The sequence below is a fragment of the Bacteroides thetaiotaomicron VPI-5482 genome, from assembly GCF_000011065.1.
GTDB classification, from domain to species: Bacteria; Bacteroidota; Bacteroidia; order Bacteroidales; family Bacteroidaceae; genus Bacteroides; species Bacteroides thetaiotaomicron.
The window spans coordinates 200,116-225,647 of sequence record NC_004663.1; the positions used below are offsets into that span (position 1 = coordinate 200,116).

The 25,532-nt window shown below is 41.6% G+C and carries 17 protein-coding genes; 16 read left to right on the plus strand and 1 reads right to left on the minus strand.

Annotation, left to right across the window (positions count from 1 at the left end; all coding sequences use genetic code 11):
• Positions 1-8: 8 nt before the first annotated feature.
• The 15 genes from BT_RS00935 (at position 9) to BT_RS01005 (ending at position 19,891) form a co-directional block, all read left to right on the plus strand.
• Positions 9-3,449, plus strand: a complete 3,441-nt coding sequence (locus tag BT_RS00935) for a TonB-dependent receptor (RefSeq protein ID WP_011107158.1) — start codon at positions 9-11, stop codon at positions 3,447-3,449.
• A gap of 23 nt (positions 3,450-3,472) precedes the next feature.
• On the plus strand, positions 3,473-4,864 hold the full coding sequence (locus BT_RS00940; protein WP_008760507.1) for a RagB/SusD family nutrient uptake outer membrane protein: 1,392 nt from the start codon (positions 3,473-3,475) through the stop codon (positions 4,862-4,864).
• Positions 4,865-4,891: 27 nt separating this feature from the next.
• The gene (locus BT_RS00945) at positions 4,892-6,859 is read left to right on the plus strand and encodes a PQQ-binding-like beta-propeller repeat protein (RefSeq protein ID WP_008766238.1); all 1,968 of its coding nucleotides are present in this window, start codon (positions 4,892-4,894) and stop codon (positions 6,857-6,859) included.
• Positions 6,860-6,865: 6 nt separating this feature from the next.
• Positions 6,866-7,747, plus strand: a complete 882-nt coding sequence (locus tag BT_RS00950) for a sugar phosphate isomerase/epimerase family protein (protein ID WP_008766237.1) — start codon at positions 6,866-6,868, stop codon at positions 7,745-7,747.
• 1 nt (position 7,748) lies between these two features.
• Positions 7,749-8,807 (plus strand): MBL fold metallo-hydrolase, encoded by a 1,059-nt coding sequence (locus BT_RS00955; protein ID WP_008766236.1) that lies wholly within the window; start codon positions 7,749-7,751, stop codon positions 8,805-8,807.
• 20 nt (positions 8,808-8,827) lie between these two features.
• Positions 8,828-9,727, plus strand: coding sequence for a glycerophosphodiester phosphodiesterase family protein (locus BT_RS00960; RefSeq protein WP_011107159.1), 900 nt, complete (start codon positions 8,828-8,830; stop codon positions 9,725-9,727).
• Positions 9,728-9,739: 12 nt separating this feature from the next.
• Positions 9,740-11,086: an MFS transporter gene (locus tag BT_RS00965; protein WP_011107160.1), complete on the plus strand. Its 1,347-nt coding sequence runs from the start codon at positions 9,740-9,742 to the stop codon at positions 11,084-11,086.
• A gap of 204 nt (positions 11,087-11,290) precedes the next feature.
• The gene (locus BT_RS00970) at positions 11,291-11,944 is read left to right on the plus strand and encodes a DUF2490 domain-containing protein (protein WP_008766234.1); all 654 of its coding nucleotides are present in this window, start codon (positions 11,291-11,293) and stop codon (positions 11,942-11,944) included.
• A gap of 309 nt (positions 11,945-12,253) precedes the next feature.
• Entirely contained in the window at positions 12,254-14,158 is a 1,905-nt protein-coding gene (locus BT_RS00975) for a fimbrillin family protein (RefSeq protein WP_008760514.1), read from the plus strand.
• A gap of 75 nt (positions 14,159-14,233) precedes the next feature.
• Positions 14,234-14,725, plus strand: a complete 492-nt coding sequence (locus BT_RS00980; protein ID WP_008766233.1) for a PaaI family thioesterase — start codon at positions 14,234-14,236, stop codon at positions 14,723-14,725.
• A gap of 253 nt (positions 14,726-14,978) precedes the next feature.
• Positions 14,979-15,830, plus strand: coding sequence for an ATP phosphoribosyltransferase (gene hisG, locus BT_RS00985; RefSeq protein ID WP_008760516.1), 852 nt, complete (start codon positions 14,979-14,981; stop codon positions 15,828-15,830).
• Between the two features lie 12 nt (positions 15,831-15,842).
• Positions 15,843-17,126 (plus strand): histidinol dehydrogenase, encoded by a 1,284-nt coding sequence (hisD, locus tag BT_RS00990; protein WP_008766232.1) that lies wholly within the window; start codon positions 15,843-15,845, stop codon positions 17,124-17,126.
• Positions 17,123-18,163, plus strand: coding sequence for a histidinol-phosphate transaminase (hisC, locus tag BT_RS00995; protein WP_008766231.1), 1,041 nt, complete (start codon positions 17,123-17,125; stop codon positions 18,161-18,163). Before hisD ends, hisC begins: the two co-directional genes overlap by 4 nt.
• 3 nt (positions 18,164-18,166) lie before the next feature.
• Positions 18,167-19,291 carry a bifunctional histidinol-phosphatase/imidazoleglycerol-phosphate dehydratase HisB gene (gene hisB, locus BT_RS01000; RefSeq protein WP_008766230.1) on the plus strand — a complete coding sequence of 375 codons (1,125 nt, stop codon included), beginning with the start codon at positions 18,167-18,169 and terminating at the stop codon, positions 19,289-19,291.
• Between the two features lie 39 nt (positions 19,292-19,330).
• Complete coding sequence (locus BT_RS01005) at positions 19,331-19,891, plus strand: dual specificity protein phosphatase family protein (RefSeq protein WP_008766229.1); 561 nt, start codon at positions 19,331-19,333, stop codon at positions 19,889-19,891.
• A gap of 114 nt (positions 19,892-20,005) precedes the next feature.
• On the opposite strand, the gene BT_RS01010 is transcribed toward BT_RS01005, so the two are convergent.
• On the minus strand, positions 20,006-21,931 hold the full coding sequence (locus tag BT_RS01010; protein WP_011107164.1) for an NAD(+) synthase: 1,926 nt from the start codon (positions 21,929-21,931) through the stop codon (positions 20,006-20,008).
• A 657-nt stretch (positions 21,932-22,588) separates the two neighbouring features.
• Between BT_RS01010 and BT_RS01015 the strand changes: the two genes are divergently transcribed.
• Entirely contained in the window at positions 22,589-25,531 is a 2,943-nt protein-coding gene (locus BT_RS01015; RefSeq protein ID WP_011107165.1) for a SusC/RagA family TonB-linked outer membrane protein, read from the plus strand.
• Position 25,532: the final 1 nt, after the last annotated feature.

Sequence of the window (25,532 nt, forward strand, 5' to 3'; positions counted from 1 at the left end):
ACAAATTTATGAATAATCTTCTTATTTGTAAAGGAAAAAGTAGAAATAGCTGCTCGTTTTTAGCTTTTTTACTATTCACCTTCCTTTTAGTTGCTCCGACTGCTGCTCAGACATTGAAAGAGAACAACATTACGCTCCGTGTACAAAACGAGCCGGTAGAAAATGTTTTCAATAAAATCAGTGAACAGACCAACTTTAAATTTATCTACGATCAGGAAACGGTAAATAACGCTCCGCATGTTTCTTTTGATGTAAAAAACGCTACGCTTAAACAAATTCTGGGAGTGATAACTACTCAGTCAAAACTTTATTTCAATAGGACCGATAATACAATTGCTGTCAGTAAACAGCCGCTTAAAGAAGAAAGCGCTCAACGTACACGTACCGTTCAGGGAGTGGTCGTAGATGATAAGGGAGAGCCAGTTATTGGTGCCAGTGTCCAGATCAAAGGAGAGGGCAGTGGTACGATTACCGATATGGACGGACGATATTCGTTGATGAATGTACCGGAATCGGCTACATTGACAATTTCCTATATTGGCTATAAGACCGTCAGCCTTTCTGCAAAAGATAAGAATACGGCTAAGATTACGTTGACCGAAGACAGCAAGATGATCGATGAAGTAGTAGTGGTAGGATATGGTGTACAGCGGAAACGGGATGTGTCTACTTCCATCTCTTCCGTGAAAGCCGAGCAGATTGCGGAGGTTTCTGCTTCCGACTTTCGTCAGGCATTAGCTGGAAAGATGCCGGGAGTGCAAGTGACTCAGCCGAGCGGTGACCCGGAAGGAAGTGTCAGTATCCGTGTTCGTGGTATCAGTACAGTCAATGCGGGGAGTGATCCTCTCTATATCATTGACGGTGTACCTGTGGAGCGTGGCTTTGCCAATCTGAATAATAATGATGTCGAGTCGGTAGAGGTACTTAAAGATGCTTCGTCTGCTGCGATTTATGGTAGCCGCGGATCAAATGGTGTAATTATTATCACTACCAAACAAGGGCAGTCGGAAAAAATGAAAGTACAATATGATGGATATTATGGTATCCAGAGTATTTCGAAAAAACTTCCGATGTTGAATGCTTATCAGTTTGCGGAGTTTGCCAAAGACGGGCATGATAATTCTTATCTGGATGCTAATCCCGGTGGTTCACCTAATGACCCTAATGGTATGCGTCCGAATTCATGGGAACGGATTCCTACAGAACTTTTTCCTTATCTGAACGGCGATCAGGGATTAACGGACACAGACTGGCAGGATGCAATTTTCCGTAGTGCGGCTACAACCAGCCATAATGTTTCTATCTCCGGCAGAGGAAAGACCGTTGGTTATTTTATTTCTGCCAATTATTATGATAAAGAAGGTATTATCATCAATTCTGATTTCAAGAAATATAGCATGCGTATGAATCTGGACGGAAAATATAAAAGACTGAAATTCGGTCTTAATTTCTCTCCTTCTTATTCGACTTCCAATCGGGTGGATGCTTCCGGATCGAATGGTATTGTTCAGTCGGCCTTGATGATGCCTCCTGTGTGGCCGGTATATAATTCCGACGGTAGTTATAACTATCAGGGAAATGGCTATTGGAGAATTGGCAATGACTATCAGCACAATGCGGTATTAAACCCTGTGGCAATGGCCAATCTACAATCGGACGTAGTAGACCGTATGGCAATTGTAGGGAAAGTCTTTGCCGAACTGGAACTTTTCAAGGGACTTACTTATAATATTTCTTTCGGTGGTGATTATTATGGTTCTCATAATGATCAGTATCGTTCGTCAGAACTACCCTTACTGGGCCAGAAATATTATGATATCAAGTCGAACCCTACTGCATACAGCTCCTCCGGTTTTTATTTTAATTGGCTGATTGAGAATAAGATTAATTATAATACAGTGATTAATGAAGATCATTCGATTAATGCGGTTCTGGTGCAATCTGCACAAAAAGAAACTTATAAAGGAGATAATGTGACGGCTACCGATTTTCCGAATGATTATATACAGACGATCTCCGGTGGAACAGTTATAAAGGGGGCGTCTGATAAGACCCAATGGTCGATTGCTTCCTATCTGGCTCGTGTGCAATATAGTTATAAAGGTAAATATATGGCTTCCGGAGCTATTCGTGCGGATGGTTCTTCCCGTTTCGGAAAAAATAACCGCTGGGGATATTTCCCGTCCGCATCATTGGCATGGAGAGTTAGCGGGGAGGATTTCTTCACGAAGGCGAAATTTCTCTCCTTTGTAGATGACTTGAAAATCAGAACCAGTTATGGTGTTACAGGTAACTTTCAGATAGGCAACTACGATCATCTATCATTGATGGCTCTTGATAATTATATACTGGGTACGGGTAACGGGCAACTGGTACAAGGTTATAAGCCCAATACAATTAAGAATGATGATTTAAGCTGGGAAAAGAATGCAATGGTCAATGTCGGTGTGGACCTGCAAATGTTCAAAGGATTATTGGGGATAACAGTTGATTACTATAATACCAATACCTCCAATATGTTGCTGAATGTTCCTGTTCCTCATCTGACTGGATACAGCACTGCCCTGATGAATATTGGAAAAGTAAATAACCGTGGTTGGGAAATAGCCTTGACATCTCAGAAAAATTTCACCAAAGACTTTGGGTATTCTTTTAATGCCAACTATGCTACGAATACCAATGAAGTAAAAGCTCTTGGTCCGGGAAATGCTCCCATTATCTCTACCGGAAGCGTAGATCATGCTTATTATATCACAAAAGTAGGCGAACCGATCGGATGTTACTATTTGCTGGTGCAGGACGGTATCTTTTCCAACGAAGAAGAATTGAAGAAATATCCTCATTTCAGCAATACTCAGCCGGGAGACTTCCGTTTTGTAGATGTGGATGGAGACGGTGTGATGGACTTGGACAAAGACCGTACGATAGTAGGTAACTATATGCCCGACTTCACCTATGGATTTGGTGGTAAAGTATGGTATAAAGGCATTGATCTTGACTTTAACTTCCAGGGAGTTTACGGTAATGAGATTCTGAATCTGAATCGTCGCTATATTGATAATTTGGAAGGAAACACCAATGGTACCACGATTGCCCTGAATCGCTGGAAAAGTGCGGATAACCCCGGAAATGGTCAGGTGAACCGTGCCAACCGCAAATCGAAAGGTTATAATGGCCGTACTTCAACCTGGCATCTGGAAGATGGTTCTTATTTGAGATTGCAGAATGTAACGTTAGGATATACTTTGCCTCAGAATCTGACACGTCGTTTCTTTGTGGAGAAGTTGAGAGTCTATGTCTCCGGACAGAACCTTTGGACATCTACCAACTACGGTGGATACAATCCGGAAGTAAATGCACGTCCGAGCAATTCACTTTCGCCGGGTGAAGATTACGGAACATATCCGCTGGCGAAAACCTTCTTGTTTGGATTAAATATAACACTTTAGTCATCCTTAAAAATATACGGTGTATGAAAATATATAGACAAATCCTATTCTTGGCAACTGCTTTTGTATCAGTGGCCTGTACAGATAGCTTTTTCGACTTGGAGCCAAGTAGCAGTGTGCCTACAGATAAAGTATACAAGACAGCAGACGATTTTAATGTAGCAGTGATCGGCTGTTATTCTAAATTGCAGGGACAGGTTTCCTACTTCACGGAATGCTGCGAATATCGGAGTGACAACCTGTCGTTGAGTGCTCCTACTGCCGGAACACAAGACCGTTATGATATAGATCAGTTTGCGGATAAAGCCTCTAATGGAATATTGGAATCCGCCTGGGCGAATTTTAATAACGGAGTATATCGCTGTAATTTGGTATTGGACAAAATAGACGCAGCTGACTTTGATGCTACGTTGAAGAAACAATATAAAGGGGAAGCGCTTTTCGTGCGTGCTCTTACTTATTTTAATATGTATCGCTTGTGGGGTGGAATTCCGATGACTGATAAAGTGGTGACGGTGGCTGAAGCTCTTAAAATCGGAAGAAGCTCAGAGCAGCAGGTCTTTGATTTTCTTACCGGCGATTTGAATCAGGTTATCAATGAGAATATGCTGCCTTCTTCTTATACGGGTACTGATACGGGACGTGCGACCTCCGGTGCTGCAATGGCATTGCTGGGAAAGATTTATCTGACTTTCCATAAGTGGACAGAGGCACGCAATGTACTTTCGCAACTGATAGGCAGATATTCTTTGATGCCTACACCGGATAAAGTATTTGATGTCGATAATAAAATGAACGATGAAATCATTTTCGCAGTGCGCTTTAATAAGGACGTTGAGGGTGAAGGACATGGTTATTGGTTTTCAATTATCAACCTGACAGATGATACTAACCAGACAAAGGCTTTGAAGGAGTGCTATAAAGACGGTGATAAACGCAAAGACCTGATCACTTATGTGAAAGTAGAAGATAAAGTTTGCGTAATGAATAAATTCAAGGATTTGAAAAGTGCGACATACAATACCGTCGGTAACGATCAGATTATTCTTCGTTATGCCGATGTACTGTTAATGTATGCCGAAGCACTGAACGAAATCAGCTATAGCAACTCTCAGACTTCTGATGCAATGGTTGCTTTGAATGCGGTACATACCCGTGCCGGATTATCTCCGGTTCAGATTACGGAACTGGCAGATCAGGATAGTTTCCGTAAAGCCATTATGCTGGAACGCCAACAGGAATTTCCTTATGAGGGACACCGTTGGTTTGACCTTGTTCGCATGGGAGGTGCCAAGGAAGCTATGAAAGCGGAGGGACATACAATTCAGGATTTCCAGTTTCTGTATCCTATTCCTAAAACGGAATTGGAAAGAATCAACAATACCGAGTTGTTGTGGCAGAATCCGGGGTATTAATATGGTTAAACTTAAAGAATTCAGACGATGAAAAAAATAATATATAGCTTGTTGTTTGTCATTACGGCAGTTTGTGCAGCTTGTGACGAAGAACTGCCAAAAGCAAGTTTTGATTTATATGAATTAAAGACGCTTACGGCAACGGCCGGAGATATGAATGTGGCACTTTCCTGGGAAGCATATCCGGACGCCCGTCCTGATGAATATCTTATTAGCTGGACTTCGGGCTCTTCGGGAGCGGAAGGAGGGCAAATGACTGTGGAGGCTGAGGCTTCCGGTGCAACTGTCAGTGATCTTGTCAATGATGTTGCTTATACATTCTCCGTACAACCTCGCTATACCGGAGGATTGGCGAGTAAGCGATCTACTTCTTGTACGCCAAAGAATGCAAGATATCCGGTGACTGGTCTGACTGCGTCAGCGGGAGACAAGAAAGTCCGGCTGAGATGGACGAAGCCTGCCAGCGAACGGTTTACGAATTATCAGATTACCGTAAGTCCCGGCAATCAGGTTATCAAATTGGATGACACAACATTGGAAGAATATATGGTTGAAGGGTTGACTAATGATCAGGAGTATAAGTTTGATGTTGTTTGCATTTATCCGATGGGGAATTCTGTTTCGGCGGAAGCGGTGGCTACTCCGGGAATTATTTATCCGGTAGCAGTCAATACGGAATTGGTTGTCTGGGAGTCTGCTGTCTTTGCTTATAACGATATGTATTTTACTGGTGGCAATGTTAAATCCGTCAGCTGGGATTTTGGTGATGGTACTGCTTCTGCTGAAACGACTCCATCGCATGCTTTTGCTGCTACTGGAACTTATACAGTTACTATTACAGTAACATATACGAATAATACGACGGAGTCAGGAAGTGTGGAAATTAATGTTGTCGAATATAAATGGGATAGTCTGAATCTAAATTTTAACGGATTAACAGGATATGTCAAGACGTCCAATCCTGTATTCTCCCCGGATGGAAAGACGATGTATATTCCGACTTCAACGCCTGCCGGGCATTTGTTTGCCTTAGATGTAGTCAGCGGCGAATTCAAATGGGTATTTGCCATTGATAAAATAACTTATGGCGGCGGTGCATTAGTGGGGTCTGACGGTACTATCTATCAGTGCGTGAGAGATGCTTCTATCAAGAATGTGTATGCCATAAATCCGAATGGTACTCAGAAATGGTCATTGCAATTAGACGGACCGATAGGTGCGTTCCCTGCTTTGTCTGCTGATGGTGTACTCTATTGTTTGACTAATAAAAGTACGTTATATGCACTCGATGTTGCGAATGGTGCGATTAAATGGCAACAATCTCTTGATGGAACAACAGGAAGTGCGGTGGCTATTGATAGAAACGGACATATCTATGCAGGTACCAGTGAAGCTATTTATGCTTTCAGCGCAAATAAGGAAGAACTTTGGAAACTCAGTGGTGTTAATGTGACAGAGCAGGGAACTTTTGCTTTGAATGGCAACACGCTTTACGCAACTTTGAAGTCAAAGGCTGGACTTGTTGCTGTTGATATCACGAACGGAACCAAAAAATGGACCTATCCGACAACAGGCGGTGATGCTTATTTCCCTATCGTAGATAAGAAAGGTGTTGTTTATTTTACAGAGAAAGGTTCGCAAACAGTTTACGCTGTAGACGCTGACGGTTCAAAAGTATGGGTGAAGAAGGTAAATAATAACCTGAACTACAGTGGTGCTGCGTTGAGTACAGATGGTGTTCTTTATATCGGAACGCAGTCAAATAATAAGATTTTCGGACTTAATACGGCAGATGGAAGTACTGTTTATGAGGAATCTGTGGGTCAACAGGTAATGGCATCCGTTTCGATTGGTCCGGACAAGCGTCTTTATTGTGGTACTATTGGAGCGAGCAATATAGGTTCTATAAAAGCGTTTGACATTAATAAAACGTTGGAAACAGACTCCTGGAGTATACGGGGTGGAGATATTCAAGGTACAAACCGACAAAAATAAACGGTGATGAGAAAATTGATATTTATCGCATTTATGGTGATGTCTGTTTGTGGATATGCACAGAAATATGAAGTAGGTACTACGACAGCAGTGTGGAAAGCACCTGCTGCTGCCGACTTCCTTCATGCAAAAGCGATTGGTGTGAAGTATGTCGAAGTAGCCTTTAATCAATGTTATAGGGGAGTTCCTGTCGATGAAGTGATTCCACGTATAAAGGAAATGAAAGCGAAGATAGACAGTGCGGATATTGAAGTCTGGTCTATTCATCTTCCTTTCTCCCGAACGCTGGATATCTCAGTTCTGGATGATCGGTTAAGGAAGGAAAATGTAGATTTTATGGCAGAGATGATAGAATTGTGTGCCATGTTCCAACCGACTTGCCTGGTTTTGCATCCAAGTTCGGAACCGATAGCCGATAGTATTCGGGCGCAACGGATTGCCAATGCTTCGGAGTCTATTGCTTATTTGAAGAAATATGCTGATAGGATTGGCGCTCAACTTTGTATAGAGAATCTGCCCAGAACCTGTTTGGGAAATACTCCGGAGGAACTTATGAGGATTGTCGGAGATATCCCGGACGTAAAAGTGTGCTTTGATACAAATCACTATACCAAAGGCACGACAGAGCACTTTGTGGCAATAGTAGGTAGCCGTATCGGCACTATACATGCTTCAGATTTTGATTTGGTGAACGAATGCCACTGGCTTCCTACACAGGGAAATATAAAATGGGGAAAGTTGATGCAAGATTTGGAGAAGACCGGATATAAAGGCGTTTTCATGTATGAAGCGACGAAGGATCACGAAAATAATAATGTGAGACCTGCTCTTGAACGGATTGCAGAGACCTTCGATAAAATAACTGATGACTATAAAACACTGAAATAATATGAATAATATAAGAAGAATACAATATTTCCTGTTTTGCCTGCTGGCAATAGGACTTGCAAGTTGTAGTGACGATGATAATAATGATAAGAAGACCGGGTACGAAGGAATTCTTACGGAACTGGCAGCAGAGGTAGATGCCACTACCCAACAGTTATGGGGAACTTCTCCATCAATTGTAAATACTGAACGTGCCGATGCTTTGAGCACTATTCAGGGATATGCCGATAAATGTCTGGATGACTATTTTATCAGTTTTCTGAATGGTTTTGATCAGGCAAGTATGAGTATGGAGAAGAGTGAACCGATCTTATACTATTACCGGAGTGCTTTTGACCGGGTGATGGACGGAATTGAAAACTCCAAAGTAGAGAATGGCACAGCAGAAATCTGGTTGCTTTATAACATGGGATATATAGTTAAGACTCCTTCCGGATGTTTTGCTATTGATATTTCTCATCGCTGGGCGAAGGAACTTGCACCCTATATCGACTTCCTTTGTGTGACGCATAAGCATTCTGATCATTATAATACAGATTTGATTCAGGCAATGTTTGATTTGGATAAGCCGGTATTATCCAATTATTTGAAAGACACCACTTATCCCTACACGGCAAAGGGGGATAAAGATTATGAAATAGGTAAATTTAAAATCCGTACTTGTATTACCGATCATAATAATTCCGGATTATCAAATTTCGTAACTATTTTCCAGATAGACTGTGGGGACGATACTGGAAATTTCGTCTTTATGCATGTCGGTGATTCCAATTTTAAAACGGAACAATATACAAACATTGCGCCACATGTTAATGTCTTGATTCCCCGCTATGCTCCTAATGCGCTGACTGAGAATAATATTTTAGGTACCGGAGCGGGACAGGTACAGCCGGATTATGTTCTGTTATCCCATATTCTGGAAATGGCTCATGCAGGTGTTGATGCATCCAGATGGTCATTGGACATGGCACTAGAACGGGCGTCCAAGATTAACTGTGACCAGACCTATGTGCCTATGTGGGGAGAAAAGATGGTCTGGAAGAACGGTAAGCTGAACTAATAATTTTAATATTTGAATTTATGAAACGAATTTATAACTTTATATTGCTTGTATGCCTGGTGCAACTGGCTGTTGCCCAAAATCGGATTGCGGAAATCAGAGAAAACCTGTTAGGAAATTATTCCGATAGAGTGTTGGTCGTTTCTCATCGTGCCGATTGGCGAAATGCTCCCGAAAATTCATTGCAAGGAATACGGAATTGCATTGATATGGGAGTGGATATGGTAGAAATAGATTTGAAGAAGACCAAAGATGGTCACTTGGTCATCATGCATGATAAGACAATTAACCGTACAATGACAGGAAAAGGAAACGCTGAGGATTATACACTGGCAGAACTGAAAGCAATGCGACTTAAAAATGGAGCAGGCTGTAAAACCAGACATCAGATTCCTACTCTCGAAGAAGTTATGTTACTTTGCAAAGGGAAGATAATGGTGAATATCGATAAAGGTTACGATTATTTTCAGGAAGCTTATGCTGTACTTGAAAAAACAGGAACAATTGACCATTGCGTAATTAAAGCAGGGCTCCCCTATGAACGAGTGAAAGCAGAAAATGGTGATGTACTTGATAAGGTTATTTTTATGCCTATTGTGAATCTGCACAAAGAAGGAGCGGAAAAGATAATCAATGATTATCAGTCACACATGAAACCGACTGCTTATGAACTGGTATTTAATGATGATAATGAAGAAATACTTCGCTTGATCAGGAAAGTACGTGATAGTGGTGCCAAGCTTTTCATTAATTCTTTGTGGCCTGAACTTTGTGGAGGTCACGATGACGATCGCGCGGTAGAACTACACCAACCGGATGAAAGCTGGGGATGGATTTTGAATCAGGGGGCTAAACTGATTCAAACAGACCGCCCGGCATTATTACTCGAATATTTGCGTAAAAAGAAACTGCACGACTAAAGATATTCCTTCATGCTGAAACATCTTATAAATTTTTACAAGGTCTCTTCACCGGGGCCTTGTAACGGAGACGTTATGTCTTCATCCGGCAAGCGTCGGTTGAAATATCTGCAATGGTCTACCTTTCTTTCGGCAACTTTCGGATACGGTATGTATTATGTCTGCCGGTTGAGCTTGAATGTAGTAAAGAAACCGATTGTAGACGAGGGAATCTTTTCTGAAACGGAACTCGGAATAATCGGTTCGGTGCTGTTCTTTACGTATGCGGTGGGTAAATTTACGAATGGATTTCTGGCAGATCGAAGTAATATAAATCGTTTTATGACTACCGGCCTGCTTGTTACCGCATTGATTAATCTTTGTCTCGGTTTCTCCCATTCATTTATTTTGTTTGCTGTTCTTTGGGGAGTCAGCGGCTGGTTTCAGTCTATGGGGGCTGCTTCGTGTGTAGTCGGACTTTCCCGTTGGTTCACGGATAAAGAACGTGGCTCTTATTATGGCTTTTGGTCCGCCAGTCATAATATTGGTGAAGCACTGACATTTATAATTGTAGCATCTATTGTTAGTGTTTGCGGCTGGCGTTATGGTTTCTTTGGGGCGGGTATGGTAGGATTGCTGGGGGCATTAATTGTATGGCGTTTTTTTCATGACAGTCCCGAAAGCAAGGGCTTTCCTCCGGTCAATGTTCCGAAAGAAAAGAAAACGATGAGTGCTTCCGAAACGACAGATTTTAATAAAGCTCAACGGCAGGTTCTGACAATGCCTGCTATCTGGATCCTTGCTTTATCAAGTGCATTTATGTATATCAGCCGATATGCGGTAAACAGTTGGGGAGTTTTTTATTTGGAAGCACAGAAAGGATATTCCACTTTGGATGCCAGTTTCATTATTTCCATTAGTTCTGTTTGTGGTATTATCGGCACTATGTTTTCCGGTGTAATTTCTGATAAACTGTTTGGTGGCCGGCGTAATGTTCCGGCTTTGATTTTCGGACTGACGAATGTTTTAGCATTATGTTTGTTCTTATTAGTGCCAGGGGTACACTTTTGGCTCGATGCTGTGGCAATGATCCTCTTTGGACTGGGCATCGGAGTACTGATTTGTTTCTTAGGTGGGCTGATGGCTGTTGATATTGCTCCTCGCAATGCTTCGGGAGCTGCTTTGGGAGTTGTTGGAATTGCCAGTTATATCGGAGCTGGGCTGCAAGATGTCATGAGCGGAGTTTTGATTGAAGGACATAAAACGATCCGGAGTGGGGTAGAGGTTTACGACTTTACTTATATCAATTGGTTTTGGATCGGATCGGCTATATTGTCGGTATTTTTCGCTTTATGGGTGTGGAATGCGAAGCAAAAATAAATCATTGATTATCAGTGGAGTATAAAATAGGTACTTTTTCTTTTAAAGGAACGGGCTCTTGGTTTAAAACCAACGACCTGTTCCTTTAAAACCAACGGGGTGTTTCTTTTAAAGGAATGAGCCTTGATATTTCAGAATTATTTCAGTATCATAATTTTTCTTTGCGGGAGATTTATTATCTTTGTACTTTTAACCCGGTAATCGATGAGTAGAATATTTGCAATTACTAAAATACTGCTGTTTGTGCTATTGGCTGGAATGACTTCCACTGTATTTGCGCAAAGCGATGATTTCACTACATGGACTAAATTCAAAGTGAACTATAAGATCGATCCCCGATTTTCACTTTTAAGCAATCTGGAGTTTCGGACAAAGGATGACGTAAGTAGAATGGACCGTTTGGGATTGGCCATTGGAGGCGAGTATCGGGCTTATTCATTTTTGAAACTGGAAGCCGGATATGAAACTCATTTCCGGAATTTGGGAGATTCGGAATGGAAATTCAGACACCGTTATAACTTTGGAGCAACTGCAAGTTTTCAATATCAGTGGTTGAAAATTGCTTTGAGAGAAAGGTTTCAGCAAACTTTTGACCGTGGAGATTCAAAAGCTCGCCTTCGTTCCCGCTTAAAATTAGCTTATGCACCTGAAAAAGGAATCGTTTCCCCCTACTTCTCAATTGAAATTTATCAAAGTTTGGATGACGCTCCTTTTTGGAGAGCAGATCGTATGCGTTATCGGCCTGGAGTAGAGATAGCTTTGGCTAAACGATGGGCGTTAGATATTTTTTATTGTTATCAGTATGAGTCTCCAAAAGGTAAACATATTGCCGGGGTAGAAATAGGCTATTCTTTTTGAAAATGTTAGATTACTAATATAATAATGTGTAAGCCTATTTGGTTTTGAAATATCCCTGATTCATAAAGTGCTACTAATTTGATACTTATGAATAAATATAAATATTATTTAAGAAAATGAAGTATTGGTTGATTTATGATTTATACTTTTGCTTTTGGCATTTCAGAATGAAATGTTGGAGTTGATGATTCTCCAGTCGCAACAGACGTGTTGTGTGGAATCTCATAACTGAAAGTGAATACTTCCTCTTATGTCCTTCTTTCTGCCCAATCAAAGATTTCTTATTATTTATATTTAAATAAAGAGGACATGAATATTTTGTTTAGAATGGAAAAAGGAATCGCTGTGTGCCTTTTTTCTTCTTTTTTTGTATTAGCATGTGTAAATCATATTCCGGGAGAGAAGGCTGCAGTCAGCAATGGAGATATTCCATTGAAATTTACTGCTGATATTCATGAAGTGACATATACACGTGTTGCTGGCAATGGCTTTGAAGAGAATGATGAAGTGGGAGTATTTGCCCTTGTAGGGTCCTCCACCATGAAGGAAGAACGTTATGCGGATAATTTGCGTTTCTTTCGTACTTCCGAAAAAGTTTTTGAGTCCAGTGAGCCGATTTATTATCCTGATGATGAGGTAACATTACGTTTGATCAGTTATTATCCTTATCAGGAAGAGGGAGTGAATATGGGAGAAAGTACGATGTCGGTGGCGGTAGAAACAGATCAAAATCTTTCTGCCGGCTATTTCTGCTCTGATTTTCTGGTTGCTTCTCAAAATCTGCAATCAGCTCCTAAAGGAGCCATCGCCCTGCACTATGATCACAAATTTTTCAAATTAAAAATCGCTTTGGTAGGAAAGGAAGGTGAAGAATTGCAGGGTATACTGGATGCTGACCCAAAACTTTCTGTTTGTGGTTTTTATACTAAGGCGATTTATGATTTCCAAAAAGAAACTTATTCCGCTTTTTCTAATGAGAAAAGCATTACTCCTGCCGGAAAATGGGAGATACAGGGAGATCGGTTGAGCGGAAAAGAAGTGATCCTTATTCCGCAAGAAACCACTTTGGGCTATCAATATATCGTATTGGATGTTGGAGGTAAGATATATACCAGCCCATTGCCCTCTTCATTGCAGTTGCAGAGTGGTAAGCAGAGTGAGCTGGCGATTTCCTTCATCCCGACCGAAGATGTTTTGATAAGTAAAGTCGAAGGAGAAATCAATAGTTGGGAAGATGGAAATACAGGGCAGTCCGGGTCCGAAGTTTTCCACAATTATGTGGATGTGTCAAAATTGGTATTTGACGATTCGAAGGTGTATAAAGTGTTGAGTGCTGGGCAGCAGGTAGCAGAAATATGTAAAGAATATCTAGTGACGCCTGATTTTTCTTCACAGGCAATTGTCGTTTATCCGATGAAAGATAACCATGCGGTTGACTTATCCAAGGGAACGGTAGTACAATTGGTCGGACATGCAGATAAAGTGCACGGCGGAACTGTAGCGTGGGATTTGAAAGAACATTCATTGAAATATACTCCTGGAAATCAGGCTGCCCGAAGTAAGGTGTATATTTTGCCTGACGGACAAATAGCATTGTCTATGCCTGAAGAAATGTTGCCCGTATTGGCCATGAAAGATATAATGCGTGATGTGCGTGGGAGTAGTATTCACAATTACCCGATAGTGAAAATTGGTACGCAGTATTGGATGGGAAGTAATCTGAAAACATCATTATATATAGATGGAGAAGAAATTCCGAAACTGGAGATTATGAATGCCGGAGCGACAGGTTATCTATTGTCTCAAACAGATAAGAGTTATTATTTTTATAGTTTTGGAACAATTGTCAGTAATAAGCTGCTTCCTGTGGGGTGGAATATGCCTGATTGGAATGATTGGAATATGCTGAAAACTTATTTGAGTAATGATGCCTCTTTGTTGAAAACCGGGACATGGAAAGCAATAAGTACCGGTGCCGGTGCAATAGTAGGAACTGCTACCAATCTCACGGGTTTTGATGGATATCCGGTAGGAATGTATGCCGGTAAGTTTCAGTCTGCCTATGAAGGAAAATATCTTTCTTATTGGACTTTGAATGAAGCAGGGACAGATGCGGATGAGAAAATATTCTTGTTGAGAAGTGATAAAAACGAAATAGCAGAGGGAAACACCGGGTTAGACAAAGCTTACGCCATTCGTTGCATCCGAAAGTAAATCGTGGAAAATTGTTCTTCTTTTTTATATTTTGCTTATATTTGGGAAGTGAAACTTAAATAGAAGTCATAGATTATGAAGAAAATAATAAATCCCTGGAAAGGTCTGGAAGGGTACAATTGCTTTGGTTGCGCCCCTAATAATGAAGCCGGAATAAAGATGGAGTTTTATGAAGATGGCGACGAAGTGGTAAGTATCTGGAAACCCCGTCCTGAATATCAGGGATGGATCAATACCTTGCACGGTGGTATTCAGGCTGTTCTCATGGATGAAATTTGCGCTTGGGTGATACTTCGTAAATTACAGACAACGGGAGTAACTTCAAAAATGGAGACTCGTTACCGCAAGCCGGTCAGTACTACTGATTCCCATATTGTGTTGCGTGCTTCTATTAAGGAAGTCAAGCGAAATATTGTAATTATTGAAGCTAAGTTATATAATAAGGATGGCGAAGTATGTACCGAAGCGGTTTGTACGTACTTTACGTTCTCGCACGAAAAGTCGAAAGATGAAATGCACTTTGATAAGTGTGATGTAGAGCCAGAAGAGATATTGCCTTTAATTTGAAATAAAAACTGAACTTTTTGTGATAAATGTTTGGAAGTATCAAACAAATGCTTTACTTTTGTCGCATTAAATAAAAGAAATATGAAATATACAGTTGCACATCATCATCATCATTTTCCTAACGAATAACTCGGTGGGCGTGATTGATAGTGTGTATAACTCTATAAAGATAACGAAGGCTTACCGAATACGGTAAGCCTTTTTTTATTTCTGAATTGTTCGAATTGTAAATCATAAAATAATAAATAAAATCATGTTAAGAATCGCAGTACAAGCCAAAGGACGTCTCTTCGAAGAGACAATGGCACTTTTAGGAGAGTCGGATATTAAAATCAGTACAACGAAGCGTACTTTGTTGGTGCAGTCTTCCAATTTTCCTATCGAAGTTTTATTTCTTCGTGACGATGATATCCCGCAAACAGTAGCTACCGGTGTAGCTGATTTGGGAATTGTCGGTGAGAATGAATTTATGGAAAAAGAGGAAGATGCTGAAATCATCAAACGATTGGGATTCAGCAAATGTCGTTTGTCTTTGGCAATGCCGAAAGACATTGAATATCCGGGATTGTCATGGTTCAATGGGAAGAAAATAGCTACTTCTTATCCGGTCATTTTGAGAAACTTCCTGAAGAAGAACGGAGTAAATGCAGAGATACATGTCATTACCGGTTCGGTAGAAGTATCTCCGGGCATTGGACTGGCAGATGCTATCTTTGATATCGTAAGTTCAGGATCTACTTTGGTAAGCAACCGCTTGAAGGAAGTGGAGGTAGTGATGAAATCCGAAGCGCTGTTGATTGGCAACAAAAACATGAGCGATGAGAAGAAAGAAGTACTGGAAGAACTTTTGTTCCGAATGAATGCAGTAAAGACTGCCGAAGACAAGAAATACGTGCTGATGAATGCTCCGAAGGATAAACTGGAAGAAATAATTGCCGTGTTACCTGGTATGAAGAGCCCTACTATTATGCCATTGGCACAAGAAGGCTGGTGCTCTGTTCATACTGTACTAGATGAAAAGCGTTTTTGGGAAATCATTGGCAAATTGAAGGGACTGGGTGCTGAAGGTATTTTGGTGTTGCCGATTGAAAAAATGATAGTCTAATAAGTTTGAATGATGAAACTAATCAAATATCCCTCCAAAGAACAATGGGCAGAACTTCTGAAGCGTCCGGCTTTGAATACGGAGAGCTTGTTCGATACAGTTCGTACTATTATAAATAAGGTAAGAGCGGAAGGTGATAAAGCTGTTTTGGAATATGAGGCGGCTTTTGATAAGGTGACTTTGTCTGCTCTCACTGTGACTTCCGAAGAAATACAGAAAGCCGAAGGACTGATCAGCGACGAGTTGAAATCTGCCATTACGCTGGCTAAACGGAATATTGAAACTTTCCACTCTTCCCAACGCTTCGTTGGCAAAAAGGTAGAAACAATGGAAGGAGTAACTTGCTGGCAAAAGGCGGTAGGTATCGAAAAGGTGGGGCTTTATATTCCCGGTGGAACGGCTCCGCTTTTCTCTACGGTATTGATGTTGGCTGTTCCCGCAAAAATTGCGGGATGCAGGGAAATTGTGCTTTGTACCCCTCCCGATAAAAACGGAAATATTCATCCGGCTATTCTCTTTGCCGCTCAACTGGCAGGTGTCAGTAAGATATTCAAAGCGGGAGGAGTGCAAGCTATCGCTGCTATGGCATATGGAACCGAGAGTGTTCCTAAAGTCTACAAAATCTTTGGCCCTGGAAATCAATATGTGACGGCTGCCAAGCAGTTGGTAAGTCTTCGGGATGTAGCCATCGACATGCCGGCAGGTCCTTCCGAAGTGGAAGTGCTGGCTGATGCATCTGCTAATCCGGTGTTTGTTGCGGCAGATTTACTGTCGCAGGCAGAACACGGAGTGGACAGTCAGGCGATGTTGATAACAACCTCTGAAAAGCTTCAGGCAGAAGTAATGGAAGAAGTAAACCGCCAACTGGCAAAGCTTCCTCGACGGGAAATTGCTGCGAAATCTCTGGAAAACAGTAAACTGATTTTGGTGAAGGACATGGATGAAGCGTTAGAGTTGACGAATGCATACGCACCCGAACATCTGATTGTAGAGACTGAAAATTATCTGGAAGTTGCTGAACGTGTAATAAATGCCGGTTCCGTCTTCCTTGGCTCATTGACGCCGGAAAGTGCAGGGGATTATGCTTCCGGAACCAACCATACGCTGCCGACTAATGGTTATGCGAAAGCATACAGCGGCGTGAGCCTGGACAGCTTTATCCGGAAAATCACGTTTCAGGAAATTCTTCCTCAAGGCATGAAAGTTATCGGGCCGGCTATTGAAGAAATGGCAGCCAACGAACTTCTGGATGCTCATAAGAATGCAGTTACAGTACGATTAAATACATTGAAATGAAAACATTACAAGAACTTACCCGGCCGAATATATGGAAACTAAAGCCTTATTCTTCGGCTCGTGATGAATATAAAGGCGCTGTGGCTTCCGTTTTTCTGGATGCGAATGAGAATCCTTATAACCTGCCTCACAACCGCTATCCGGACCCCATGCAGTGGGAACTGAAAACACTGTTGTCTAAAATTAAAAAGGTTTCTCCCCAGCATATCTTTTTAGGAAACGGCAGTGATGAGGCGATTGATCTGGTGTTTCGTGCATTCTGCGAACCGGAAAAAGATAACGTAGTTGCTATCGATCCGACTTACGGTATGTATCAGGTCTGTGCCGATGTGAATAATGTGGAGTACCGGAAAGTTTTGTTGGACGAAAACTTCCAGTTCTCAGCAGAAAAGCTTCTTGCAGCTACAGATGAGCGTACGAAACTCATTTTCCTGTGTTCACCTAATAACCCGACGGGAAACGACCTGCTACGTTCTGAAATAGAAAAAATACTCCGCGAATTTGAAGGATTGGTCATATTGGATGAAGCGTATAATGATTTCTCCGAAGCACCTTCTTTCCTCGAAGAGCTGGATAAATATCCGAATCTGGTTGTTTTTCAGACTTTCTCCAAAGCTTGGGGATGTGCTGCTATCCGTTTGGGTATGGCTTTTGCATCCGAAGCAATTATCGGAATCCTGAGTAAAATCAAGTATCCTTATAATGTGAATCAGCTGACACAGCAGCAGGCTATTGCTATGCTGCATAAATATTATGAAATAGAACGCTGGATAAAAACATTGAAGGAAGAACGCGACTATCTGGAAGAAGAATTTGCGAAATTATCTTGTACAGTCCGAATGTACCCGTCCGATTCCAACTTCTTCTTGGCGAAAGTAACGGATGCGGTGAAGATTTACAATTATTTGGTAGGTGAAGGGATCATAGTGCGCAACCGTCATTCCATTTCGCTTTGTTGCAACTGTCTGCGTGTGACGGTGGGTACCAGAGTGGAGAATAATACGTTACTTGCTGCCCTCAAAAAATATCAAGGATAGTATATGAAGAAGAAAATATTGTTTATAGATAGGGACGGGACATTGGTCATTGAACCTCCCATTGATTATCAGCTTGATTCACTGGAAAAGCTGGAATTTTATCCGAGAGTCTTCCGTAATTTGGGCTTTATCCGTAGCAAGCTTGATTTTGAATTTGTGATGGTTACCAATCAGGACGGGCTGGGTACATCTTCGTTTCCGGAAGACACTTTCTGGCCTGCTCACAACTTGATGCTGAAAACATTGGCCGGAGAAGGCATTACCTTTGATGATATTCTGATCGACCGTAGTTTTCCGGAAGATAATGCGCCGACTCGCAAACCGCGTACAGGAATGTTGACGAAGTATATTGATAATCCGGAATATGATCTTGCGGAAAGCTTTGTAATCGGTGATCGTCCTACTGATGTGGAGCTGGCAAAGAATCTTGGTTGCCGTGCTATTTATCTGCAAGAAGCAACAGATGATTTGAAAGAGAAAGGTCTGGAAGAAGTTTGTGCACTTGCAACAACAGACTGGGATCAGGTGGCAGAGTTTCTTTTTGCCGGTGAGCGGAAAGCAGAAGTTCGCCGTACAACGAAGGAGACTGATATTTATGTGTCTCTCAATCTTGATGGAAATGGAGGCTGTGATATTTCTACCGGTCTTGGCTTCTTCGATCATATGCTTGAACAAATAGGCAAGCATTCCGGAATGGATCTGACCATTCGGGTAAAAGGCGACCTGGAAGTGGATGAACATCACACCATTGAGGATACTGCCATCGCTTTGGGAGAATGTATTTATCAGGCTTTGGGCAGTAAGCGCGGAATCGAACGTTATGGTTATGCTTTGCCTATGGATGATTGCCTTTGTCAGGTTTGCCTTGATTTCGGAGGTCGTCCTTGGTTAGTATGGGATGCAGAGTTCAATCGTGAAAAAATAGGGGAGATGCCGACGGAGATGTTCCTGCATTTCTTTAAATCATTGAGTGATGCTGCAAAAATGAATCTGAACATCAAGGCTGAAGGACAGAATGAGCATCACAAGATAGAAGGTATCTTTAAAGCGCTTGCACGTGCCCTGAAAATGGCATTGAAAAGAGATATCTATCATTTTGAGCTTCCTTCGAGCAAAGGAGTACTATAATTTACCTCATCATATTATATAATCTCATAGGATTGCTATATGATAATCAATAACAAACGAATTTGGCTTGGTTTATTTATCGGGATAGTGATGTCTTTTTCGGTTTATGGTCAAAACATAAACGCTGAAAAGATAACTGTTCCCGATAGTAAACTGACTAATTTGTATCAGATAGACTCAGGTGTATATCGTTCGGAGCAACCATCGGATGCTGACTTTAAGGCTTTGGAGAAATACGGTATTCGTGAAGTGCTGAATCTTCGCAACAGGCATAGTGACGATGATGAGGCGGCAGGAACAAAGATTAAGCTTTATCGGCTAAAAATGAAAGCGCATTCAGTCAGTGAAGATCAATTGATCAATGCATTGCGCATTATCAAGAACCGCAAAGGGCCAATCGTCTTTCATTGTCATCACGGTTCTGATAGGACAGGCGCAGTATGTGCTATGTATCGTATTGTATTTCAAGGAGTGTCAAAGCAAAAAGCTATTCAGGAAATGACCGAAGGAGGTTTCGGTTTTCATCGTATTTATAAAAATATCATTCGCACTATTGAGAAGGCTGATATAGAACGTATTAAAAGAGAAGTATTACAATAGTGCAATTGACCGTATGTTCTGTATGATTGATACACAGTTATGTGACATTTCTGTTTTACCCCGTATAATACTTAAGATAAATACAAAAATGTCACAGAAGAAAGATCAAAGAGATTATAAATCTTCTATTTCTTTAAGCCAGATAGTTGAACTTGCATCACTTGGCATTCGCCAGTCACCTCTGGGACTGATGGAAATACTACCTACCTTCGGACCATCGGGCAGACAGGAGCGCTTGAACTGCTGATTAAAGAAACGTCGGAAGAAAGTAGATAGCCATTTCTTTATTGTTTCTTTGTCATATACATCCTTGAAAGCTATATTAGCCAGATAGTAAATCTTGGAAGGACGGAAACCAAAACGCAGGAAGTAATAGAGGAAAAAGTCATGCAGTTCATAAGGCCCTACCAAGTCTTCGGTCTTCTGTTTGATTTCCCCGTTTTCGTCAGCTGGAATTAATTCGGGACTGATAGGAGTATCTACAATATCCAGTAAAGTCGCTTTAGCGTCCTCATCCATATCATTTTCCGCTACCCATTGCACTAGATACTTCACAAGTGTTTTGGGAATACTTCCATTGACACCGTACATAGACATGTGATCTCCATTGTACGTAGCCCATCCGAGTGCAAGTTCTGACAAGTCACCCGTACCCACTACCATTCCCCAAGTTTGGTTAGCGATATCCATTAATATCTGTGTGCGTTCGCGTGCCTGAGAGTTCTCATAGGTGACATCATGTACATTGATATCATGATCGATATCTTTGAAATGCTGGATACAGGCATCTTGAATACTGATTTCCCGGATAGAAATGCCCAATGATTTCATTAAATCAATGGCATTGTTATAAGTACGGTCAGTCGTTCCAAAGCCTGGCATTGTAACTCCCAGAATATCTTTGCGGGGTAAACCGAGTTTGTCGAAGGTCTTCACGCAGACTAATAATGCCAGTGTTGAATCCAATCCGCCGGAAATACCGACTACAGCTGTTTTAGCTTTGGTATGAACCAGTCGTTGTGCCAAGCCGGCTATTTGGATAGAGAATACTTCTTCACAATGCTCATCCAGTTCTGCTCCTTGGGGGACAAAAGGATGTGAATTGAAGTCTCGGGTCAAAGTAAGCTCTTTGCTATTAACAAACTCCGTTGCGACGGAGATTGCTTTTTTATCTCCTGGATTTCCCTGGCTGGCAGCAAAAGTGGTGTTAATTCTACGTTCTGCCCGTATGCGTTCCACGTCGATTTCGCTAATGATCAGTTGCTCCTCCATGCAGAAACGTTTGCTACGTGCCAGTAATGAGCCGTTTTCGTAAATCAATCCGTTTCCCGCAAAGACTACATCCGTAGTAGACTCCCCGAAACCACAGGAAGAAAATACGTATCCTGCAATGCAACGTGCTGATTGTTGACTGATAAGAGAACAGAGATAATGATGCTTTCCGATTCCTTCATTATCGGCAGACATATTGAAAATAATTTCTGCTCCTTGTAAAGCCAATGAGGAACTGGGAGGTATGGTAGCCCAAAGGTCTTCGCAAATTTCGATCCCAAAAGTCGTATCGGAAGTTTCAAACAGCAGGTTGGCACCTATGGGAACGATTTGTCCGCATAGGCGTACGGTATCTTCTGTCAGTTGAAGGGCAGAAGTAAACCAGCGCTGTTCGTAGAACTCCTTATAATTGGGGAGGTAAGTTTTGGCAGCAACACCTAGTACTTTTCCTTTTTGAATCACTACGGCGGCATTGATCACGGTTGAATTGACTACTACCGGCATGCCGACAATAGAGATGATGTCCAGTTGGCGGGTATTATTGAGTATCTGCATTAGCCCCATCTCTGCTTCTTCCAGCAAAATCTGCTGTCCGAATAAGTCACCGCAAGTATATCCGGTAATACTCATTTCCGGGAATACTATGATTTGCACACCCTTACCTTCAGCTATTGCGATTTGGCTTTCTATTCTCTCTACATTGAATTTACAGTCGGCCACTTTAACGTGTGGCACGGCTGCAGCTACTTTTACGAATCCGTAGTTCATCTTGTACCTTTTTATATATAGTGGGTACAAAAATAGGAAATAGTTTTGGATTTTTGCCCTTTTGACTCTGAATCCTCAAAATGAGGTGTCTTATGTCGTTTTAATGACTATTGCATAAGCAACTAATAAGAATGTCAAATGGAAAGTAATATGGTCTTATTTTTGACGGTTTATATGGGATATATCTATTTGTTTATTAATATTTTGTTAATTATGCAATAAAAAGACATTTGAGGAAATTTGGTATAAAAAATGAGACTTTTTGTTTTTTCTATTTAACTATTATAATTATATTTGTAGCCAAATTAAAGAATTTTATAGGCAATTTACACCTAAACAAACGATAAGCACTTATTAATATCTATAATTTTAGAGAGATGGACATACACTTTATTAGTATTGCAGCGACACAAGACATTTATTTAGACATATGGCGTAATATTAAAAATCAGCCAAGCTAATTTCCCTATTCTATATATTGTATAGACTATTTGATAGTCTGTCCTGGAACGATGATAAAAGTATACTTTTCAAAGTCGCTCCAAGGGGAGAAGTATATTACTGTTTCATGCGTGAAGCGTAATATGCTAAGTTTTCGTTTTGTAGATAAATCTGTAAAAATAAATCAATTCATTAATTTAAATTCAAGTATCAAAGATGAGAAAATCAATTCTCTTGTTTGTACTCTTTGCTCTACTGAATATTCCTCTTATGCTTTTTGCACAGAGTGGATATAAGGTAAAAGGACATGTTGTTTCGGCAGAAGATAATGAGCCGATGGTTGGTGTGTCTATTTTAGAGAAGGGTACTACAAATGGTGTAATTACCGACATTGATGGTAATTACACTCTTGAGATTAAGGGTACGGCAAGTGCTACTTTGCTGTTCTCTTATATCGGTATGCAATCACAGGCACATGCGGTTAGTGCCAAAACCGGAACACTGAATGTTCGTCTGGTTTCAGATGCTGCTTTAATAGATGAGGTAGTGGTAGTAGCGTATGGAACTCGTAAAAAAGGGACGATTGCTGGTGCCGTATCCACTGTTAAAGCGGAAAAATTAGAAAATGTGCCTGCTGCAGGTTTTGATCAGTCACTGCAGGGACAGACACCGGGTTTGACGGTAATCTCCAATTCGGGAGAACCCAGTAAGGCGGCTGTGTTCCAGCTTCGTGGTACCAATTCTATCAATTCGGGCACCTCTCCGCTGTTTATACTGGATGGTACACCTATCTCCAGTGCTGATTTTAACACAATTAGCCCGGGAGATATAGAATCAATCTCTGTGTTAAAGGATGCTTCGTCGACTTCTATCTACGGAGCCCGTGCGGCAAATGGTGTGGTAGTTATCACTTCTAAGCGCGGACTGGCAATAGATAAAGCGAAAGTTACGTTGCGTGCCCAATGGGGTATTTCTCAATTGGCGTCGAATGACAAATGGGTGGTGATGAATACTCCCGAACGTATCCAATTTGAAAAGGAAATCGGGTTAGACACCGGACAAGATTACGACCTACTGTCTCGCACGAATGTTAATTGGCTGGATGAAGTTTTCAACGATCGTGCACCTTTGCAGAGTTACGAACTTTCTGTCAATCGTGCCACCGACCGTCTGAACTACTATGTTTCCGGAGGATTTTATGATCAGGAAGGTATTGCGCAGAGTTCTTCTTTCCGCCGTTACAATATGCGCGCCAATGCGGAAGTGAAAGCCAGCAACTGGCTGAAAGTGGGCACGAATACAATGATGGCCTATGAAGAAATATCACAGGCTGAAGAGGGAGAACCGGCGCTTTATACACCTATTTCCGGTTCACGCTTTATGTTACCTTACTGGAATCCTTATAATGCTGACGGTTCTTTGGCTTCCGAAAATGATGGAACTTGGACGGGAACGGGGCAGAATCCGATAGAATGGATGGCGAATAATCCCGTATCATACAAAAAGTACAAATTGCTGTCTACTGTATTTGCAGAGATCACTCCGATTCAGAACTTGACTATTCGTGGCCAGTTTGGTGCTGATTATTCACACTCTACGGCTTTCATGCAGTCTTTCCCGAGTTACATTATTAATAATAACTCCGGTAAAGCAGGGCGCAGCTCATCTGATATCCTTAGCCTGAGTGAAACTCTTACAGCCAATTATCGGTGGGCTTTGAATGATGATCATTCATTCAATTTTCTGCTGGGACAGGAAGGGATAGATTATCAATCCTCCGGATTCCAGGTATCTACACAGGGGCAGAATAACGATCGCCTCACCAACCTGCTTACCGGAACTCGCGCTACATCGTGGCCGGATAGTAATAGTGCCTATTCTTATTTGTCTTTTTTCTTCCGTGGGGAGTACAACTATAAAGATTTGTATTATGCGGAAGTTGCTGCACGTACGGATGCTTCTTCCCGCTTCGGTGCAGATCATCGTTGGGGTATGTTTTGGTCGCTGGGTTTTATGTGGAACATCAAGAACGAGGCTTTCCTCAAAGACATAGAATGGCTTACTAGCGCACAGGTTAAGTTGAGTACAGGTACTTCCGGTAACTCGGAAATTCCTTATTACGATCATCTTGCGCTTGTTTCCGGAGATGCAAACTATAATGATGAAGCTGGTATCTATCCTTCACAAAGTGGAAATGAGGAATTGAGCTGGGAGCAGACTTGGGCAAACAATGTTGGCGTGAGTTTTGGCCTTTACAATCGTGTCAATGTGAATGTCGATTTTTATCATAAAAAGACTACTAATATGCTGATGTTAGTTCCTCAATCGTATGCGATCACCGGAGTAGGCAATCGTTGGGACAACATTGGCGCTATGATGAATCGCGGTGTGGAAATTGCGATTGACGGTGATGTGATTCGTACCAAAGATTTCACTTGGAATCTGAGCGCAAACGTTTCTTACAATAAGAATAAACTTTTAGAACTTTACAATGGTGTAGAAGAATATGTAAACTCTACCACTGGATTGAAATATGTAGTAGGACACTCCGTACGTGAGTATTTCATGAACCGTTATGCAGGTGTGAATCCGGCCAATGGCGATGCTTTGTGGTACACAGCCGACGGAGAACTGACAACAGAATTTCGTGAAGAAGACAAAGTGATGACCGGCAAATCGTTTGATTCTCCTTGGGTAGGCGGCTTCGGCACATCCCTTATGTGGAAGGGGCTTTCATTGTCGGCGCAATTCAGCTGGATGGCAAAACGATATGTGATGAACAATGACCGTTTCTTCGAAGAAAGCAACGGACTATACAGTGCCTACAATCAATCGAAAAGATTATTGTACGATCGTTGGAAAAAACCGGGCGACATCACTGATATCCCCCGTTACGGAGTGACGGCTCAGCTTGACGATCGCTTTCTTGAAAACTCTTCATTCCTTCGTCTGAAGAACCTGACACTGGCTTATGCATTTCCGCAATCACTGCTGAAGAAAACTAATTTCTTCACATCTGCGCGTGTTTATCTGCAGGGACAGAACTTGCTTACCTGGACAGGTTTTACCGGACTCGATCCGGAAGTAGCAACTAATGTGTATAGAGCACAATATCCGGCTTCACGCCAGTTTACTTTGGGTATTGACGTTTCATTCTAAT

Bases quoted from the DNA above. Each gene is read 5' to 3' on its own strand.
- BT_RS00935 (WP_011107158.1), top strand. From the start codon at position 9: ATGAATAATCTTCTTATTTGTAAAGGAAAAAGTAGAAATAGCTGCTCG.
- hisG (WP_008760516.1), top strand. From the start codon at position 14,979: ATGTTAAGAATCGCAGTACAAGCCAAAGGACGTCTCTTCGAAGAGACA.
- BT_RS00975 (WP_008760514.1), top strand. From the start codon at position 12,254: ATGAATATTTTGTTTAGAATGGAAAAAGGAATCGCTGTGTGCCTTTTT.
- BT_RS01010 (WP_011107164.1), bottom strand. From the start codon at position 21,931: ATGAACTACGGATTCGTAAAAGTAGCTGCAGCCGTGCCACACGTTAAA.
- BT_RS00960 (WP_011107159.1), top strand. From the start codon at position 8,828: ATGAAACGAATTTATAACTTTATATTGCTTGTATGCCTGGTGCAACTG.
- BT_RS00945 (WP_008766238.1), top strand. From the start codon at position 4,892: ATGAAAAAAATAATATATAGCTTGTTGTTTGTCATTACGGCAGTTTGT.
- BT_RS00965 (WP_011107160.1), top strand. From the start codon at position 9,740: ATGCTGAAACATCTTATAAATTTTTACAAGGTCTCTTCACCGGGGCCT.
- hisC (WP_008766231.1), top strand. From the start codon at position 17,123: ATGAAAACATTACAAGAACTTACCCGGCCGAATATATGGAAACTAAAG.
- BT_RS00950 (WP_008766237.1), top strand. From the start codon at position 6,866: ATGAGAAAATTGATATTTATCGCATTTATGGTGATGTCTGTTTGTGGA.
- BT_RS00940 (WP_008760507.1), top strand. From the start codon at position 3,473: ATGAAAATATATAGACAAATCCTATTCTTGGCAACTGCTTTTGTATCA.
- BT_RS00980 (WP_008766233.1), top strand. From the start codon at position 14,234: ATGAAGAAAATAATAAATCCCTGGAAAGGTCTGGAAGGGTACAATTGC.
- BT_RS00955 (WP_008766236.1), top strand. From the start codon at position 7,749: ATGAATAATATAAGAAGAATACAATATTTCCTGTTTTGCCTGCTGGCA.
- BT_RS00970 (WP_008766234.1), top strand. From the start codon at position 11,291: ATGAGTAGAATATTTGCAATTACTAAAATACTGCTGTTTGTGCTATTG.
- hisB (WP_008766230.1), top strand. From the start codon at position 18,167: ATGAAGAAGAAAATATTGTTTATAGATAGGGACGGGACATTGGTCATT.
- hisD (WP_008766232.1), top strand. From the start codon at position 15,843: ATGAAACTAATCAAATATCCCTCCAAAGAACAATGGGCAGAACTTCTG.
- BT_RS01015 (WP_011107165.1), top strand. From the start codon at position 22,589: ATGAGAAAATCAATTCTCTTGTTTGTACTCTTTGCTCTACTGAATATT.
- BT_RS01005 (WP_008766229.1), top strand. From the start codon at position 19,331: ATGATAATCAATAACAAACGAATTTGGCTTGGTTTATTTATCGGGATA.